The organism is Pantoea sp. C1E2, assembly GCF_056491465.1.
This window is the reverse complement of the sequence record NZ_JBSZHT010000002.1, coordinates 2638171-2655178: the sequence shown is the minus strand read 5'-3', so window position 1 is coordinate 2655178 and position 17008 is coordinate 2638171. Positions and strand designations below refer to the sequence as shown.

The 17008-nt window shown below is 51.9% G+C and carries 13 protein-coding genes; 5 read left to right on the top strand and 8 right to left on the bottom strand.

The genetic code is table 11. The features are described from left to right. Nucleotides 1–68 precede the first annotated feature (68 nt). Nucleotides 69–788, top strand: coding sequence for a fatty acid metabolism transcriptional regulator FadR (gene fadR / locus ACXI0A_RS12765; protein WP_045816077.1), 720 nt, complete (start codon nucleotides 69–71; stop codon nucleotides 786–788). A gap of 37 nt (nucleotides 789–825) precedes the next feature. On the opposite strand, the gene ACXI0A_RS12760 is transcribed toward fadR, so the two are convergent. Then, complete coding sequence (locus ACXI0A_RS12760; RefSeq protein WP_224931811.1) at nucleotides 826–2361, bottom strand: SpoVR family protein; 1536 nt, start codon at nucleotides 2359–2361, stop codon at nucleotides 826–828. Nucleotides 2362–2862: 501 nt separating this feature from the next. Here ACXI0A_RS12760 and ACXI0A_RS12755 point away from each other — a divergent pair. Next, nucleotides 2863–4164 (top strand): D-amino acid dehydrogenase, encoded by a 1302-nt coding sequence (locus ACXI0A_RS12755; protein ID WP_476148496.1) that lies wholly within the window; start codon nucleotides 2863–2865, stop codon nucleotides 4162–4164. 21 nt (nucleotides 4165–4185) lie between these two features. Then, nucleotides 4186–5256 (top strand): catabolic alanine racemase DadX, encoded by a 1071-nt coding sequence (dadX, locus tag ACXI0A_RS12750; protein WP_476148498.1) that lies wholly within the window; start codon nucleotides 4186–4188, stop codon nucleotides 5254–5256. On the opposite strand, the gene ACXI0A_RS12745 is transcribed toward dadX, so the two are convergent. From ACXI0A_RS12745 to yeaG, 6 genes are all read right to left on the bottom strand, one after another. Then, nucleotides 5249–6442, bottom strand: coding sequence for a Bcr/CflA family efflux MFS transporter (locus ACXI0A_RS12745; protein ID WP_476148500.1), 1194 nt, complete (start codon nucleotides 6440–6442; stop codon nucleotides 5249–5251). The two genes, dadX and ACXI0A_RS12745, sit on opposite strands and share 8 nt — an antisense overlap. Nucleotides 6443–6560: 118 nt before the next feature. Next, the gene (wbaP, locus tag ACXI0A_RS12740; protein ID WP_224931819.1) at nucleotides 6561–8027 is read right to left on the bottom strand and encodes an undecaprenyl-phosphate galactose phosphotransferase WbaP; all 1467 of its coding nucleotides are present in this window, start codon (nucleotides 8025–8027) and stop codon (nucleotides 6561–6563) included. 377 nt (nucleotides 8028–8404) lie between these two features. After that, nucleotides 8405–8638: a DUF1480 family protein gene (locus ACXI0A_RS12735; RefSeq protein ID WP_224931821.1), complete on the bottom strand. Its 234-nt coding sequence runs from the start codon at nucleotides 8636–8638 to the stop codon at nucleotides 8405–8407. Nucleotides 8639–8715: 77 nt separating this feature from the next. After that, nucleotides 8716–10443 (bottom strand): potassium/proton antiporter, encoded by a 1728-nt coding sequence (locus ACXI0A_RS12730; RefSeq protein WP_224931822.1) that lies wholly within the window; start codon nucleotides 10441–10443, stop codon nucleotides 8716–8718. A 230-nt stretch (nucleotides 10444–10673) separates the two neighbouring features. Beyond that, nucleotides 10674–11951, bottom strand: a complete 1278-nt coding sequence (locus ACXI0A_RS12725) for a YeaH/YhbH family protein (RefSeq protein WP_224931823.1) — start codon at nucleotides 11949–11951, stop codon at nucleotides 10674–10676. 91 nt (nucleotides 11952–12042) lie between these two features. Further along, nucleotides 12043–13977: a protein kinase YeaG gene (yeaG, locus tag ACXI0A_RS12720; RefSeq protein ID WP_224931824.1), complete on the bottom strand. Its 1935-nt coding sequence runs from the start codon at nucleotides 13975–13977 to the stop codon at nucleotides 12043–12045. Nucleotides 13978–14384: 407 nt separating this feature from the next. On the opposite strand from yeaG, the gene ACXI0A_RS12715 reads away from it, so the two are divergent. Then, nucleotides 14385–15134, top strand: coding sequence for a MipA/OmpV family protein (locus tag ACXI0A_RS12715; RefSeq protein WP_476148504.1), 750 nt, complete (start codon nucleotides 14385–14387; stop codon nucleotides 15132–15134). A gap of 84 nt (nucleotides 15135–15218) precedes the next feature. Then, nucleotides 15219–16067 carry an aldo/keto reductase gene (locus ACXI0A_RS12710; protein WP_476148505.1) on the top strand — a complete coding sequence of 283 codons (849 nt, stop codon included), beginning with the start codon at nucleotides 15219–15221 and terminating at the stop codon, nucleotides 16065–16067. 21 nt (nucleotides 16068–16088) lie between these two features. Here ACXI0A_RS12710 and ACXI0A_RS12705 read toward each other — a convergent pair whose 3' ends face one another. Beyond that, a complete protein-coding gene (locus ACXI0A_RS12705; protein WP_479485259.1) occupies nucleotides 16089–16964 on the bottom strand; it encodes a D-hexose-6-phosphate mutarotase in 876 nt (291 codons plus the stop codon). Nucleotides 16965–17008: the final 44 nt, after the last annotated feature.

The following is a 17008-nucleotide window of genomic DNA, read 5'->3' as shown; positions in this document are numbered from 1 at the left end:
TTTACGCTATAGCCGCTCTGGTATGATGAGTGCCATTACGACAAAGAAAGCAATGAGAAATAAATGCTATGGTGATTAAGGCGCAAAGCCCCGCAGGATTTGCTGAAGAGTATATTATTGAAAGCATCTGGAACAGTCGCTTTCCGCCGGGATCTATCCTGCCTGCTGAACGTGAGCTTTCTGAACTGATTGGTGTCACGCGCACTACTTTGCGTGAAGTTTTACAGCGCTTGGCCCGCGATGGCTGGTTAACCATTCAGCATGGTAAACCTACGCGTGTGAACGATTTCTGGGAAACTTCAGGCCTCAACATTCTCGAAACGCTTGCCCGCCTCGATCACGATAGCGTACCGCAGCTAATTGATAATCTGCTGTCGGTGCGCACTAACATCGCGTCGATCTTTATCAGCCGTGCACTGCGCCACCATCCGGACAAAGCGCGCGAAGTGCTGGAAACCGCACTGAGCGAAGAGGACAAAGCGGAAGCTTACACTGAACTGGATTATCGCGTGTTCCGTGGTTTGGCCTTTGCGTCCGGTAACCCGATTTACGGTTTGATTTTGAATGGCTTGAAAGGGTTATACACCCGAGTGGGTCGTCACTACTTCTCTAATCCTGAGGCGCGTCATCAGGCTCGCAGCTTCTACCGTCAACTGGCGGATTTGTGCAGTGCGAATCCCACACAGGATCAAATTGTCGATACCGTACGCGAGTATGGGCGTCGCAGCGGAGAGATTTGGCATAGCATGCAAAAAAGCATGCCAGATGATTTAGCCAGCAAGCGCTAAAAGAAAACCGGACTTTAACAGTCCGGTTTTTTTATCCTTAGAGTGCCGGTCCGCGCGGTGGCGACCGATCCAGCAACTCGACGCTGCCATCTTCATTCTGTTGTTCAAGTATCACATCGAACCCCCACAGACGATGCACATGCTTCAGCACTTCGCGGCGGCTTTTATCCAGCGGTGCGCGTTGCTGTGGCACGTAGCGTAAAGTCAGCGAACGGTCTCCGCGCAGATCCACGTTATAGACCTGGATATTAGGTTCCAGATTGCTCAGGTTGTACTGCGCCGACAGCTGTTGACGAATCGCACGGTAGCCGGCCTCATCGTGAATCGCGGCAATTTCCAGGAAGTTATTGCGATCGTCATCCATTACCGTAAACAGGCGGAAGTCGCGCATCACTTTGGGCGACAGGAATTGGCTGATGAAGCTCTCATCCTTAAATTCACGCATGGCAAAGTGCAGCGTTTTCAGCCAGTCGGAACCGGCGATGTCCGGGAACCAGTAGCGATCTTCTTCCGTCGGTGACTGGCAGATACGCTTGATGTCCTGGAACATGGCGAAGCCCAACGCGTAAGGATTTATCCCGTTATACCATTGGCTGTTATACGGCGGTTGATAGACCACATTGGTGTGGCTGTGCAGGAACTCCATCATAAAGCGTTCCGACACTTTCCCTTCGTCGTACATATGGTTGAGGATGGTGTAATGCCAGAACGTCGCCCATCCTTCGTTCATTACCTGCGTCTGTTTCTGCGGGTAGAAATACTGGCTGACCTTACGCACGATACGCAGCACCTCACGTTGCCAGGATTCCAGCAGCGGGGCGTTTTTTTCCATAAAGTAGAGCAGGTTCTCCTGAGGTTCCGAAGGATAGCGCGCCGCTTGAACGTGCACGGATTCCTTCTCTTTGCGCGGCAGGGTGCGCCATAAGGTGTTCACCTGGCTCTGCAAATACTCTTCACGGCTTTTTTGCCGGGCTTTCTCTTCCTGCAGCGAAATCTTTTGCGGACGTTTATAGCGATCGACGCCGTAATTCATCAGCGCATGACAGGAGTCGAGCAGTCGTTCCACTTCTTCCACGCCATATCGCTCTTCGCAATCAGTGATGTAGTTCCGCGCGAATAACAGGTAATCGACAATGGAGCTGGCATCGGTCCAGCTGCGGAATAAATAGTTATTTTTAAAGAAAGAGTTGTGCCCATAGCACGCGTGCGCCATCACCAGCGCCTGCATGGTCATGGTGTTCTCTTCCATTAAATAGGCAATACAAGGATTGGAGTTAATGACGATTTCGTACGCTAAACCCTGCTGGCCATGTTTATAGCGTTGTTCGGTTTCAATGAATTTTTTACCGAACGACCAGTGAGCATAGTTAATCGGCATTCCCACGCTGGAGTAGGCATCCATCATTTGTTCGGAGGTGATGACTTCGATTTGATGCGGATAGGTATCAAGCCCGTAGCTTTTCGCTACACGGTCAATTTCCGCCAGATAGACATCAAGCAGTTCGAAGGTCCAGTCGGGTCCATCACTGAGTCGTTTACTGCTCCGGGTTGGCTCGTCAAAGATTGTCGTCATAGCGCACCTCTGTTTTGCAAGCGGCAGGCAACGGATTGTCACCTGTCACGATCGTTTAAGGCTTCATCCTGAGAAAGACGGCCCAATAAAACTGAGCGAACACTTCAATGATAGTCCACTGTCGCTTATCCGAAACCGGAACTCAATCGAATTCTTTTGGCAGAAAATCATTCAAAAATCAGCGCTTAAGTCATTACTGATGACAACTGTTGGTTTTTAATTGATTGGCAGAACAAAATTCTGTTTATAAGCACATTGTATGACTACGGCGCTTTCTCCTGAAAAAAGAGAAAAGCACTGCCCTGCGCATAATAAATTGCTGGTTAATGGTTTTATGGCATAAAAAATCCTGATTTTTGCACTGCCTCATGATTTCTGTGTGCAGAAAGGTGAAAAACATGTGAAATATGTCTGTCGAATGTAAGATGAGAAGTGCTGTCTGGTTATGCTGATACAGGCAGTATTCATGGTTGATTATGCTTTTGCCGCGGCGAGGGGCTTATGCGCGTAGTGATTCTTGGAAGTGGTGTAGTGGGAGTGGCGAGTGCCTGGTATCTGGCGCAGGCTGGACATGAGGTAACGGTCATCGACCGCCAGCCTGGCGCAGCGCTGGAAACCAGCGCGGGTAACGCTGGCCAGATCTCTCCAGGCTATGCAGCGCCCTGGGCAGCACCGGGCGTGCCGCTTAAAGCGGTAAAATGGATGTTTCAGCGTCACGCGCCATTGGCCGTTCGCCTCGACGGCAGCAAATTCCAGCTGGAGTGGATGTGGAACATGCTGCGTAACTGCGACATGCGGCATTATCAGGAAAACAAAGGGCGCATGGTGCGTATTGCTGAATACAGCCGTGATTGCCTGAAAGTATTGCGCGCCTCCACCGGTATTGCCTATGAAGGACGTCAGGGCGGTACCTTGCAACTGTTCCGCACCCAGCAACAGTTTGAAAGTGCCAGCAAAGATATCGCCGTGCTGAAAGAAGCCGGTGTGCCTTATGAACTGCTGGAAGCACATCAGCTCCATAGCGTTGAACCGGCGCTGGCCGCTACGGCTCACAAGCTGACAGGCGGTCTGCGCTTACCCAATGATGAAACCGGCGACTGCCAGTTGTTTACCCAGCGCCTGGCGGAGATGGCGGCCGCTGCCGGCGTTACCTTCCGCTATGACACCTCAGTGGATCAGTTGCTGCGTGAAGGCAATCGCATTTACGGTGTGAAGTGTGGTGAAGAAGTGATTAAGGCGGACGCCTATGTGGTGGCGTTTGGTTCCTATTCGACCGCACTGTTAAAAGATATCTTGTCGATTCCGGTTTATCCGCTCAAAGGCTATTCCCTCACCATTCCGATTAAGAATCCGGAAGCTGCACCGGTGTCCACTATCCTTGATGAAACCTACAAAGTGGCGGTTACCCGCTTTGACGATCGCATTCGCGTGGGCGGCATGGCAGAAATTGTTGGTTTTAACACCAAACTCACGCCTGCACGACGTGAAACGCTGGAGATGGTGGTCAACGATCTCTATCCTGAAGGCGGTTTTGTTGAACAGGCCACGTTCTGGACGGGATTGCGTCCGATGACGCCGGACGGCACGCCGATTGTTGGGCGTACCCCGCTGTCTAATCTCTATCTCAACACCGGTCACGGAACGCTGGGATGGACCATGGCCTGTGGATCCGGTCAGCTATTGGCCGATTTGATTTCCGGTCAGAAACCGGCAATTGCCGCAGACGATTTGTCAGTGCTGCGTTACCTGCCGGGATTCGAGCCCCATTCTTCGCCGTTGCGTAATGCTAACGCGGCGCGTTGAGACCTCAGGGAGAGCACAAGCATGTCACGTCCTACTGGCGCTACCATTCATCAACAGGCGCTGCGCCACAATCTGGCGATTGTGCGGCAGGCTGCACCGCAGTCGCGTGTTTGGTCAGTGGTCAAAGCCAATGCTTACGGGCACGGTATTAACCGCGTCTGGCAAAGCCTGGCAGAAACCGATGGTTTCGCGCTGCTGAATATGGAAGAAGCCATTCTGCTGCGTGAGCAGGGCTGGAAAAAACCGATTCTGCTGCTTGAAGGTTTTTTCCATGCAGAAGATTTGACGCTGATCGATCGCTATCGCCTGACCACCAGCGTGCACAGTAACTGGCAGATTCAGGCACTGGCCAAAGCCTCGCTCTCTGCACCGGTTGATATCTATGTGAAGATGAACAGCGGCATGAACCGTCTCGGTTTTCGCCCGGAACAGGTTCAGGCAGTGTGGCAGAAACTGCGTGCGTTGCCCAACGTCGGCGAGATGACGCTGATGGCGCACTTTGCGGACGCAGAAAATCCGGAAGGTCTGATCGAGCCGATGAAGCGCGTTGAACTGGCTGCCGAAGGTTTGGATTGCCCGCGCTCGCTCTCCAACTCCGCCGCCACCTTGTGGCATCCTGAAGCGCACTTTGACTGGGTGCGTCCGGGTATCATTCTTTATGGCGCATCGCCAAGCGGAGACTGGCAGGACATTGCCAGTACCGGATTGCAGCCGGTAATGACCCTAAACAGTGAAATTATTGGTGTGCAGCAACTCAGTGCTGGAGACGGCGTGGGTTATGGCTATCGCTATCATGCATCCTCATCGCAGCGCATCGGGATTGTGGCTTGTGGCTATGCCGACGGCTATCCGCGCCATGCGCCTACCGGCACGCCGGTGAGCGTCGACGGCATCCGTACCCAGACGCTGGGCGCGATTTCGATGGATATGATGATGATTGACCTTGAACCTTGTCCGCAGGCCGGAATTGGTTCCAAAGTGGAGCTGTGGGGCAATCAGGTGAAAATTGATGAGGTGGCGAAAGCCGCCGGCACGGTGGGCTACGAGCTAATGTGCGCGCTCGCGCCCCGTGTGCCGGTCGAGGTTATTTAAGCGCGGTGACGCTACCGTGCATCTTCTTACTGCAGCGCCAGGCGATCAGGGCCAGCGCTGCACCTAATAGCATCATCAAAGCCAGTGCTGATTTCTCCGCGACCGGCAGCGCGACAATCATCAGACTGCCCCCTGCGCCACACGCCATCTGAATAAATCCCTGCAAAGCTGCGGCTACGCCTGCCTGCTGCTGATAGGGTTCTAACGCATAGCTGGTGGCCGGGCCAACGGTAAAGGCCAGTCCCGCAACCGACACCGCCACCGGAATCATATACAGCGCCCAGTGTGTCTGCCATGCGGCAGGCAACAGCGTCATCCCCGCCAGCAGCAGAATGGCACCTAACAGCATAGTAACAAAGCCCATCGCCAGGCAGAAAGGGCGTCCGGCTTTACGGATGGTCTTATTTACAAACGCACTGACCAGCATGATCCAAAAGCCGTTGGCACCAAAGGCAAAGGAGAACTGCAGGGGCGTCAGACCGCCTTCGGTCATCAACACATGTGGTGCCAGTGACACATAAGTCAGCACCATGCCGAGCGCACCTGCGTTGGCAAACGCAAAGGCGAGGAAACGGGGTTCACGTGCAATCGCGGCATATTGCGCCAGCGGTAAACCTTTGACGCGCAGCGTATCGGCAGGGCGGGTTTCCGGCAGGAATAACACCACAATCAAGCCAATCACTGCGGCATAACCGCACAGGAACCAGAAAGGCGCACGCCAGCCGTAGGCTTCAGCGAGGATGCCGCCCAGCAGTGGGGCTAATGCCGGCACAATGTTCAGTGCACCATTCAGGAAACCATAGGCGCGTGCGGCTTCATCGCCACTTAAACGATCGCGCACTCCACTGAACGCCACGACGGCACTGCAACAGACTGCGCAGCCCTGAATCAAGCGTGCAAGGAAGAACACTGGCCATTCAGTGGCAGTCGCCGCTACCGCGCTGCCAACAATGTATAGCGCCAGACCAATCAGCGCGATCGGCTTACGGCCATAATTATCCACCAGCGGACCGGTCACCAGTTGACCGATGCCCATCACCAGTAAAAACAGCGGGATGGTGATCTGAATTAAACTGACCGGGCTGTTCAGGCCTTCAGCGATTTGCGGCAGTGTGGGAAGGTAGAGATCGATGCCGAGCGGTGCCAGCAGCACCAGGCTTAAAAGCAGCAGGGTAAATTTTTGCATCTGTGACCAGAAACGTCCTGTTAAACAAGCGGGAAGGGTAAAGACTTAGCAGAGAAAAAGAAAGGAATAAAAAAGCGATGTCTGCTGAGCCTGCACAGACATCGCATTGAGGGTAGGATCAGTAGGCCCCGTCGCGGCGTAAAACAACGCCTGCGGTTTTAAACAGGATGGCAATGTCGGTCCACAGCGCCCAGTTCTTCACATACCAGGAATCAAAGTAGACGCGGGTATCGTAGTCGATATCGTTACGACCACTCACCTGCCACAAACCTGTCATGCCCGGTTTCGCCATCAGGTAATAATCGACATCACCGGCATAGCGTTCCAATTCGGCTTCGATAACCGGACGTGGCCCCACCAGACTCATCTCACCACGAATGACGTTCCACAGCTGCGGCAACTCGTCGAGGCTGGTTTTACGCAGGAATCCGCCAATTTTGGTCACGCGCGGATCGTTTTTCAGTTTGAAATCACGGTCCCATTCGGCTCGTGCTTCTTCACTGGTCGCCAGTAAATTTTGCAGCACTTCCTGCGAGTTGGTGACCATAGAGCGGAACTTGAGGCATTTAAACTTCACACCATCTTGTCCAACGCGTTCATGTCCATAGATGGCATTGCCACCGTCGCGTTTCACCATCGCGCAGAGCAGACCAAATACCGGCCCCAGGAACAGCAGTAGCAGCGAGGCCACCACAATATCGAAGGTACGCTTGAGGAAGCGAGATGAGCGTTTAGCCAGATTGTTACTGACGCGCAGGATCATCACTTCATGGCTGAAGATGAAGGACATATCAGTGCCATACAGCGGCACGCCGCGTAGGGTAGGAATAACCGAAATCGAACGGCATTTCATTTTAGACAGGAACTTCAGCCATTTATCGCGCACCACCTGCTGTTCAAACTCTGTGGCGACGATAAATTGCGTGTTGTCACGATCCATGGTTTGCCAGTTGATGTCTTTCCAGGTGATCACCGGTACGCCATTAACGTTTTCAGGGCGATTTTCATCTTCCAGTGAAATAAATGCCTGTACGTTGTAGCCAAGAATCTCCTCACTCTGCAGCGCTGCATAAGCTTCCATGGCATTCTTGCCTGAACCAATAATAATGGTCTCTTTTTGCCATTGCCCTGCACGGTTGATGGCACGTTTGACCAGAGCACGCATTAGCGGCAATAACAGCAGTGCATAAGTCCAGCTGAACACCCAAACCATGCGTGAGAAATCCCACTTGGAGAAGGCAATCAGCGCCAAATCCAGCAGCGAAAACACAAACAGGGTTTTAACAATCTCTTTCAACTCGAACCAGAACGGTTTGCGATAAGTGTAATGACGCATACGCACCCAAAACCAGGCGGTGCAAAGTACAGAAAGCCCTAACTGAGCGATAAAGCGGTATTCAATCTGCTGCGGCGGAATAAAGGTGTCCAGTTCTCCCCAAATACCCTGAACGGTCGCCGCAGATAAAAATAAAGCCAGATTCAGAGCAATTAAATCTGAAAAGCTTAATGCGACTTTTGCGATGAGATTTTTACGCAATCCGCTCCACGAGCGGGTTGCATCATTCATTACCAATGTACTTGCCATAAAACCTGCTCTCTTTTCTTAAGTAAAAGATGGCCTGACCAGAATCAAGTACGCGCTCAGGAGTGGTCCACCGAAAATAAAAAGAAATGATTTTTCAGTGCGATATAAATCAATGCTGCCATAAGCGCTGCATGGAAAGGGCCGTTTGAGACGTGATAAACATCACAAAAAGCTGCAGCAACGTTTAAGAGTATGCAGGAGTTGTTTGACAGAGTTAATATGGAAATAGTCTTAAAAGGAAATAAATGCTGCGCGAAATAGTGAGCTAGCTAACTGAAATGTAAGGTTAAAAGCAAAAAAAATGCTGATATAACGCTTCATTTTAAGACTGCTTTTAGGAATGACCGCCATACGAAGCGGATGGCGGCGGGGGAATATCAGGCAGGTTTTTTTAATACCCAACGGTCTTGCTGCTTGTCATAGTGTCCGATCTGTAGATCAACGGGTTCGCCATCAATCCACGCGGGCACACTGGTTTCATGATCCCAGCCATCGAGTTGGTAACTCAGGCCAGGGTTGGTATGGCAGGGAATACTGATGGTATCGATGTTCTCAGCATTCAGTTCTGCATCAACGATCTCGTAACGACCAATCTTTACCACGTGACCCATACTTTTCTCCCGTTTGTGCTGGGTGGAATAGTGATCATAGTCGCTCACACGCAGTTTTGGCGCTTTCGCGGTTCGGATTACTCCTTGTCTTCCATCACGCGTACGCCAATTTTAACGATTTGGTTGTCCTCTTTTTCCGCCACCGTCCAGGTCAGCTGGTTCCATTCCACCTGATCGCCCACCACCGGCGTACTGCCCAGCAGGCTCATCACCAGTTGGCCAAGGGATTGCTGATCGTTGGTGTTATCATCAAGTTCCAGCCCATAAATTTGCGCCACATCGCGTAAGCGCGCTTCAGCATCCAGAATGAAGTCACCAAAGAAGCGTTGATCAAGCGCGACGGGTGGCGACTGACTGAACATTTTACCCAGTGCGGGTAAGTCACGTTCACGTCCAATCACGCAAAGCACATCGCCCTCTTTAAGACGCGTGCTGCCATTCGGGTGCATCAGGGCGTTATCGCGGAATAGAGCAGCGATGCGCGTTTCACGCGGCATCTGCAGATCGCGCAGCGCAGCACCGACACACCATTTGTCAGCGCTGAGCTGGTAAACAAACTGCTCCCACGGATTCTCCGGATGGATATCCAGTCCGACGCGGCTAATGGGTGATGCGGTGGGCGGTACCACAACTTTGGCGCGCCTGGCCGCATAACCCAGTGAAGTGCCCTGTAACATCAGTGAGACCAGCACCACAAAGAAGGCAATATTGAAGTAGAGCTTGGCGTTTTCCAGCCCGGCCATCATCGGGAACACCGCGAGGATAATCGGCACTGCACCACGCAAACCTACCCAACTGATGAAGATGCGCTCGCGACCAGTGAAGCCCTTGAACGGCATTAAACCCACCAGAATCGAAAGCGGGCGTGCCACCAGAATCAGCCACAGGGATAAAATCATGGCAGGTACGGCGATATGCCATAAGTCGGATGGCGTGACCAGTAAGCCCAGCACGATAAACATGCCGATCTGGCTTAACCACGCCATACCATCGAAGGTTTGCAGAATACCGTGACGGTTGCGGATCGGGCTGTTACCCAGCAGGTAACCACACAGATAAACCGCCAGAATACCGCTGCCTTCCATGACCGTAGTGAGCGCGAACACAATGATGCCACCGCTCAACGCCAGCAGCGGATAAAGACCCTGCGCCAGATTAATACGGTTAATCAACTGCTGAAGGGCCCAGCCACCACCCAGCCCCAGTACAATACCGAGACCAAATTGTTGCACCAGATGCACTACAAACATCCAGCTTAATCCGGATTGCCCCTGCTGGATCATGTCAATCAGGGTGATAGTAAGAAACACCGCCATGGGATCGTTACTGCCGGACTCAATCTCCAGCGTGGAACTGACACGCTCGTTAAGCCCTTTATCGCCCAGTAGCGAGAAGACGGCGGCGGCATCGGTAGAACCAATAATCGCGCCGATCAGGAAACCTTGCATCAAATCGAGTTTAAATAACCAGGCAGCAGCCAAACCGGTTAAACCGGCGGTTATCATCACGCCAACTGTGGCGAGCGACAGCGCAGGCCCCAGCGCGACCTTGAATGAGCTGGATTTGGTGCGCATACCGCCATCCAGCAAAATAATGGCCAGCGCGAGGTTTGAAACCAGATATGCCACCGGATAGTTGTCAAAAGCGATGCCGCCAATCCCATCAACGCCGGTCAACATGCCTAACGCAAGGAAGATCACCAAAATAGGGATGCCAAGCCGTGACGAGAATGAACTCAGAAGAATACTTGCTGCGACCAGCACTGAACCAATAATAAACAAACTGTAAATCATGCTGGCATTCAACGGCGTTCTCCTGCGGTACGAGCGAAAAAGACAAACTGCGGGGGATTCACACAGACAAGGTGAAAAGATAATGCCTTATCAATAGCTTGTCAGCGCTTAATTGCATATTTTTTCAATCTGCGGAGCGCTATCCCATAGATAGTTAAAATTGTGTGAAAAATCAGCGGGGATTTCAGGCGAATGAGCGGTGGCGCGGAAAAGAAAAAGCCGGTCATTGACCGGCTTGATGTTCAGGCTTCTGCCACCTGTTTGTGGAAAAGTTCTCTAAATACCGGATAGATGTCCTCCGGCTCGCGGATGTGCTGAATCGCGAAGTTATCAAACATGGCCTGCAGATGTTCATACTCACGCCACAGCGTCTGATGCGCACGTCGCGTGATTTCGATGTAGCTGTAATAACGTACAACCGGCAAAATATGTTTGGCCAGAATCTCATGGCATAACGGAGAGTCATCCGCCCAGTTATCGCCATCAGAGGCCTGCGCCGCATAAATATTCCACTGCGCCGGGTCGTAACGCTCTTTGACCACTTCATCCATTAACTTCAATGCGCTGGAGACAATGGTGCCGCCGGTTTCCTGCGAGTAAAAGAACTCCTGCTCATCGACTTCTTTCGCCTGGGTGTGATGACGGATATACACCACCTCTACATTTTTATAGGTTCGGCTCAGGAACAGATAGAGCAGAATATAAAAACGCTTCGCCATGTCCTTGGTGGCCTGATCCATTGAACCAGACACATCCATCAGGCAGAACATCACCGCCTGGCTGGAAGGCTCGGGGCGCTTCTCAAAGTTTTTGTAGCGTAAGTCGAAGGTATCAATAAAGGGCACGCGTTCAATGCGGGCGCGCAGTTCGGCAATCTCTTTACGCAGACGTTCTTCTTCAAGCAGCTGAGCCGGCTCACTGTTTTCCACTTCAGTCAGCGTGGCTTCCAGTTCGTTCAGCATGCGGCGTTTACCGGCCGTCATGGCGGTACGACGTGCCAGTGAATTTTGCAGTGAACGCACAACGCTAATGTTGGCCGGTACCCCATTTGAGGTAAAGCCCGCACGGTGAGTTTTATACTCGTTTAACTGCCGATGCTGATTTTTACGCAGATTTGGTAAGGCAAGATCCTCAAACAGCAAATCGAGATATTCATCTTTGGATATCTGGAAGACAAACTCATCCGAGCCTTCACCGTCCTGACTGGCGTTGCCCTGACCGCTGCCTCCGCCACCGCCGCCCCCTTGCGGGCGCTCAATGCGGTCGTTCTGTACAAAATGATCGTTCCCCGGATGCACGCGATGGCGACTGCCGCCGCGTCCCTGATGGAAAATCGGCTCATTAATGTCGTCGATAGGAATCGAGACGGATTCGCCGCTATCCACGTCGGTGACCGAACGCTTATTGATGGCCTCGGAGATCGACTGCTTGATTTGCGACTTGTAACGGCGCAGGAAACGCTGCCGATTGACCGCGCTCTTGTTTTTACCGTTCAGACGCCGATCGATAAAATAGGCCATACATATCCCCCAAACTACAGTGCAAGCCAGGCCGGAACCACTCCGGCCTCCTGTTGCGGCGTCGCGGCGCCGCGTAGCTTACAGGTAACGATTAAGACGATTTACGCACACGCAGATACCATTCGCACAGCAGGCGCACCTGTTTGCGGGTATAGCCTTTCTCCATCATGCGATCGACAAAATCATCGTGTTTTTTCTGTTCGTCCGTTGAGGTCTTGGTATTAAACGAAATCACCGGCAGTAACTCTTCGGTGTTTGAGAACATTTTCTTCTCAATAACCGTGCGCAGTTTTTCGTAGCTGGTCCAGTTAGGATTACGTCCACTATTTTGTGCCCGGGTACGCAGCACAAAGTTGACGATCTCGTTACGGAAATCTTTCGGGTTACTGATCCCGGCAGGTTTCTCGATTTTTTCCAGCTCGGCATTCAGTGATTCGCGATCAAACAGCTGTCCGGTATCCGGGTCGCGATACTCCTGATCCTGAATCCAGAAGTCGGCGTAAGTCACGTAGCGGTCAAAGATGTTCTGACCATACTCAGAATAGGATTCCAGATAGGCGGTTTGAATCTCTTTGCCAATAAACTCCGCGTATTTCGGGATCAGATAGCCTTTCAGGTGCTCAAGGTATTTCTCTGCCAGATCCTGCGGGAACTGCTCGCGCTCAATTTGTTGCTCCAGCACGTAGAACAGATGTACCGGGTTGGCCGCCACTTCGGCATGGTCAAAGTTGAATACGCGCGACAGAATCTTGAACGCGAAGCGGGTTGAAAGGCCATTCATGCCCTCATCCACGCCCGCATAGTCATGATACTCCTGCCATGACTTGGCTTTAGGGTCGGTATCTTTCAGGCTTTCACCATCATAGACGCGCATTTTTGAATAGATGCTGGAGTTTTCGGGATCTTTCAAACGTGACAGGATGGAGAAGCGCGCTAAGGTTTCCAGTGTGCCCGGTGCACATGGCGCTGTTGTCAGCTCACTGTGATTAAGCAGTTTGTCGTAGATTTTGATCTCTTCCGACACACGCAGGCAGTAAGGCACTTTGACAATGTAAACACGGTCAAGGAACGCTTCGTTGTTCTTATTGTTACGGAAAGTCACCCATTCTGATTCGTTGGAGTGCGCCAGAATGATACCGTTGAACGGCAGGGCAGAAATCCCTTCAGTACCGTTGTAGTTACCTTCCTGAGTGGCGGTCAGTAATGGATGCAGCACTTTAATCGGTGCTTTAAACATCTCGACGAATTCCATGATGCCCTGGTTCGCGCGGCACAGAGCGCCCGAGTAACCGTAGGCGTCGGGATCGTTTTGCGCGTGATTTTCCAGTTTGCGGATATCCACCTTACCGACTAACGCAGAGATATCCTGGTTGTTCTCATCTCCTGGTTCAGTTTTGGCAATGGCCACTTGTTCCAGTATAGAAGGCCAGACTTTGACTACTTTGAAGCGGGTGATATCGCCGCCAAAGTCATGCAGACGTTTTGCCGCCCACGGCGACATAATGGTGCCGAGGTAACGCCGCGGTACGCCATACTCTTTTTCCAGAATATTGGCATCTTCCTGCGGGTTGAACAGGCACAGAGGATGATCGTTTACCGGGCTGCGTTCGCCATCGGCACTCAGCACGTAAATTGGAACGCGCTGCATCAGAGCTTTCAAACGCTCAGCAAGAGAGGATTTACCGCCACCGACGGGCCCCAATAAATAGAGAATCTGTTTCTTCTCTTCCAGGCCTTGCGCAGCATGTTTCAGGTAGGAGACGATCTGCTCAATCGCTTCCTCCATACCATAAAACTCTTCGAAGGCGGGATAGCGCCCCATGACGCGGTTAGAGAAGATTCTGGAAAGGCGTGGCTCCTGCGCCGTGTCAACCATCACCGGCTCACCGATAGCCATCAATAGTCGCTCTGCAGCGTTGGCGTATGCACTGCGATCTTGCTTACAGATAGCGAGAAATTCCTGCAGTGTGAACTCTTCGTCCTTGGCAGCTTCATAACGCTGACGATAGTGATCGAATATATTCATAGCGATGCCCGTCCTTTCGTTTTTAGCACAGGTAAAGGAGCGAAATAAGATACGTTTGCAGCTCCCGGAAGATATTCTTTATTGAGTACAGCAACCCTTATGCCAACCTGACGATTTTTTATCGGGATACACAATTCTTATGGTTACTCTGCTCGTACAAAAAGTCTCGTCTTACTTTTAACTGTAGAAGGCATTCAGAAAATCTGCAGGCACATTTCTCCTTATTTAGCGATATATCAATAACAAAGTCTCATAAGCACTAAGGCATTCAGTTTGCATGGCGACCACTGCAGCCTACCTCAGACTATTCCGCATGGGTGATAAACATCCCTGATTTAACGTTAACCCAGCGCGAAAAATTAGTTAGACTCTGCGTGTGATTGTTATATTAATGGACTGATTAAATTGTGAACCAATTCAAACTTAAAGCGCTTGCTTGTGCTGTTCCTTGTTATTTTGCGGCGTTCAGCACTCATGCAGAACCCTTATCTCTTGGGGCTTCGGTTATTTATGCCCAGTCACCTTATCGCGGTGGACAGGACCGATACATCCCGATTCCGGTCATCAATTATGAAGGCGAAAACTTCTGGTTCCGTAGCCTGCAAGGTGGCTACTACCTGTGGAAAGACCAGCAGAATCAACTGTCATTAACCCTGCTGGGTTCACCACAGCAGTACGATCCTAAGGATAACGACCTGGGTGACATGAAGGCACTGGATAAGCGCCGGATGACCCTGATGGCGGGTGCCAGCTATCGTCATGTTGCAGATTGGGGCATCGTGCGCACCGCTCTGCTGGGCGATGTGCTGAACAACAGCAATGGCATCATCTGGGATCTTACCTATCTGTATCGCTTCGATTTTGGCGCGTTCAGCCTGACGCCAGGCATCGGTGCTATGTGGAACAGCGCCAATCAAAACCGCTACTACTATGGTGTGTCTTCGCATGAAAGTGCACGGACAGGTATTGCCGAATACCAGCCGGACGACAGCTGGTCACCTTATGTGGAAATGAATGCCAGCTACCAGATTAGCGATAGCTGGAACGCCAGTTTGTCCGGGCGTTACACCCGTTTTGATAGTGAAATCAAAGACAGTCCGATGGTGGACAAAAGCGGTCAGTTCACCCTCTGGACCGGCATCAGTTACAGCTTCTGATGATTTTGCATAACGCCTCTTAATGAGGCGTTTTTTTGACATTGCACCAATAACGCGCCCCATCGTGGCGCACGAGGAGGCGTGATGAAGACTGTTCAATTCCGTGGAGAATCAGCATTACCCGCTATTGGTCAAGGCACGTGGTATATGGGGGAGAATGCAGCGCTGCATCATCAGGAGGTGGCCGCGTTACAGGCTGGATTGGAGCTGGGTCTGAAACTGATTGATACCGCAGAAATGTACGCCGAAGGCGGGGCGGAAAAGGTGGTGGGCGAAGCGTTACGCGGACGCCGCCATCAGGCCTGGCTGGTATCAAAAGTCTATCCGTGGAATGCCGGGGAAGTGGATGCAATAGAGGCTTGCGAGAGAAGCCTGAAGCGCTTAGAAACCGATTATCTTGATCTTTATCTGCTACACTGGCGCGGCAATGTGCCACTGGAGGAGACGATTCGTGCCTTAGAAACCTTGCAACAGCAGGGAAAAATTCGGCATTGGGGCGTATCAAACTTCGACACGGACGATATGCAAGAACTGTGGAGTGAGCCAGGCGGTGAAAACTGTGCAACCAATCAGGTGCTGTATCACCTGGCATCACGAGGAATCGAATACGATTTATTAGCCGCCTGCCAGCAACGTGGTACGCCGATAATGGCCTATTGCCCTCTGGCGCAGGCGGGACGTTTGCGTCAATCGCTGTTTGATGATCCCCATTTGCAGCAGATTGCACAACAGAAGAGCATCAGCGTAGCGCAATTGCTACTCGCTTGGGTGATTCGTCAACCTGGGGTGATCGCCATTCCTAAAGCCAGCAGCCAACAACACGTGACGGAAAATGCTGCCGCGTTAAACCTGCATTTGAGCGTTGAGGAATTAGCGATCATCGACCGGGCATTCCCGGCACCGCAGCATAAAACGGCCCTGGACGTGGTTTAGCGGCGCATCAGCGCCGCAAAATTACTTATTTCGCACGCGCAGCGTGGTTCCGAGGCGGGCAGGGGATTCACCGGCGCTTTTCATCGGCTTGTTGATGCGAGCCGTTTCCACGCAGACCATGGTTCTGTAGCCTTCGTTAGGCATATCCGCCATGCTACAGGACAATTCAGGACCAGGATTCCATGTGACAACGTCACTTTGGTAGTGATGGTACACTTCAATCTGTCGTTTTCCTGCGATGTCGTTAATCACACTGCAATCTTCGGCAGCGGTGTGAATGCGATCGACGCGATCAGGGTAGGTTTGCTTGCCATCAGCTGAACTGCCCACTGTATTGGCATTGACCTTGTCGATATAGCTGTTTCCTAAGCCACTGACTTCAACCTGAGCAATATCGGCGATCTGGAAGTAGGTGTGTAAGGCAGCGGTGGCTTCATAATCACCCCAGGCTTCCAGCTCAATTTCACAATGCTCGGCGAGACGGAAACGGGCAAGCAGGGTGAAATCATGAGGCCATAGCTTTTTGGTTTGTGCGTTGCTTTCCAGCGTGAACGTCAGCATGACCGCATCTTCGTTTTCATCGTGTGCGGTCAGTGTCCAGGACTGATTACGGGCGAAACCGTGCGCCGGTTCACCTGCAGGACCAAACCATGGCCAGCAGATCGGCACACCACCACGAATTGCTTTACCTGTGGCAAACGGTGTCTTATCGCTCAACCAAATCACCGGCTGCTGGCCGCTGGGCTGCCAGGAGAGCAGATGCGCCCCTTGTAGCGCGATCGCCGCACGAACTTTAGGATGGCTCACAACCACGATCGGCAAATCGCCCATCTGGCGCTGAGACAGGTAAGGGGTGATCTGATTCACCACCGGTAAACCATAAAGCGTATCTTGCATCGTCAGACCTTCTCTTCTTCCAAATGAAAAAAAAGGGGCGACCG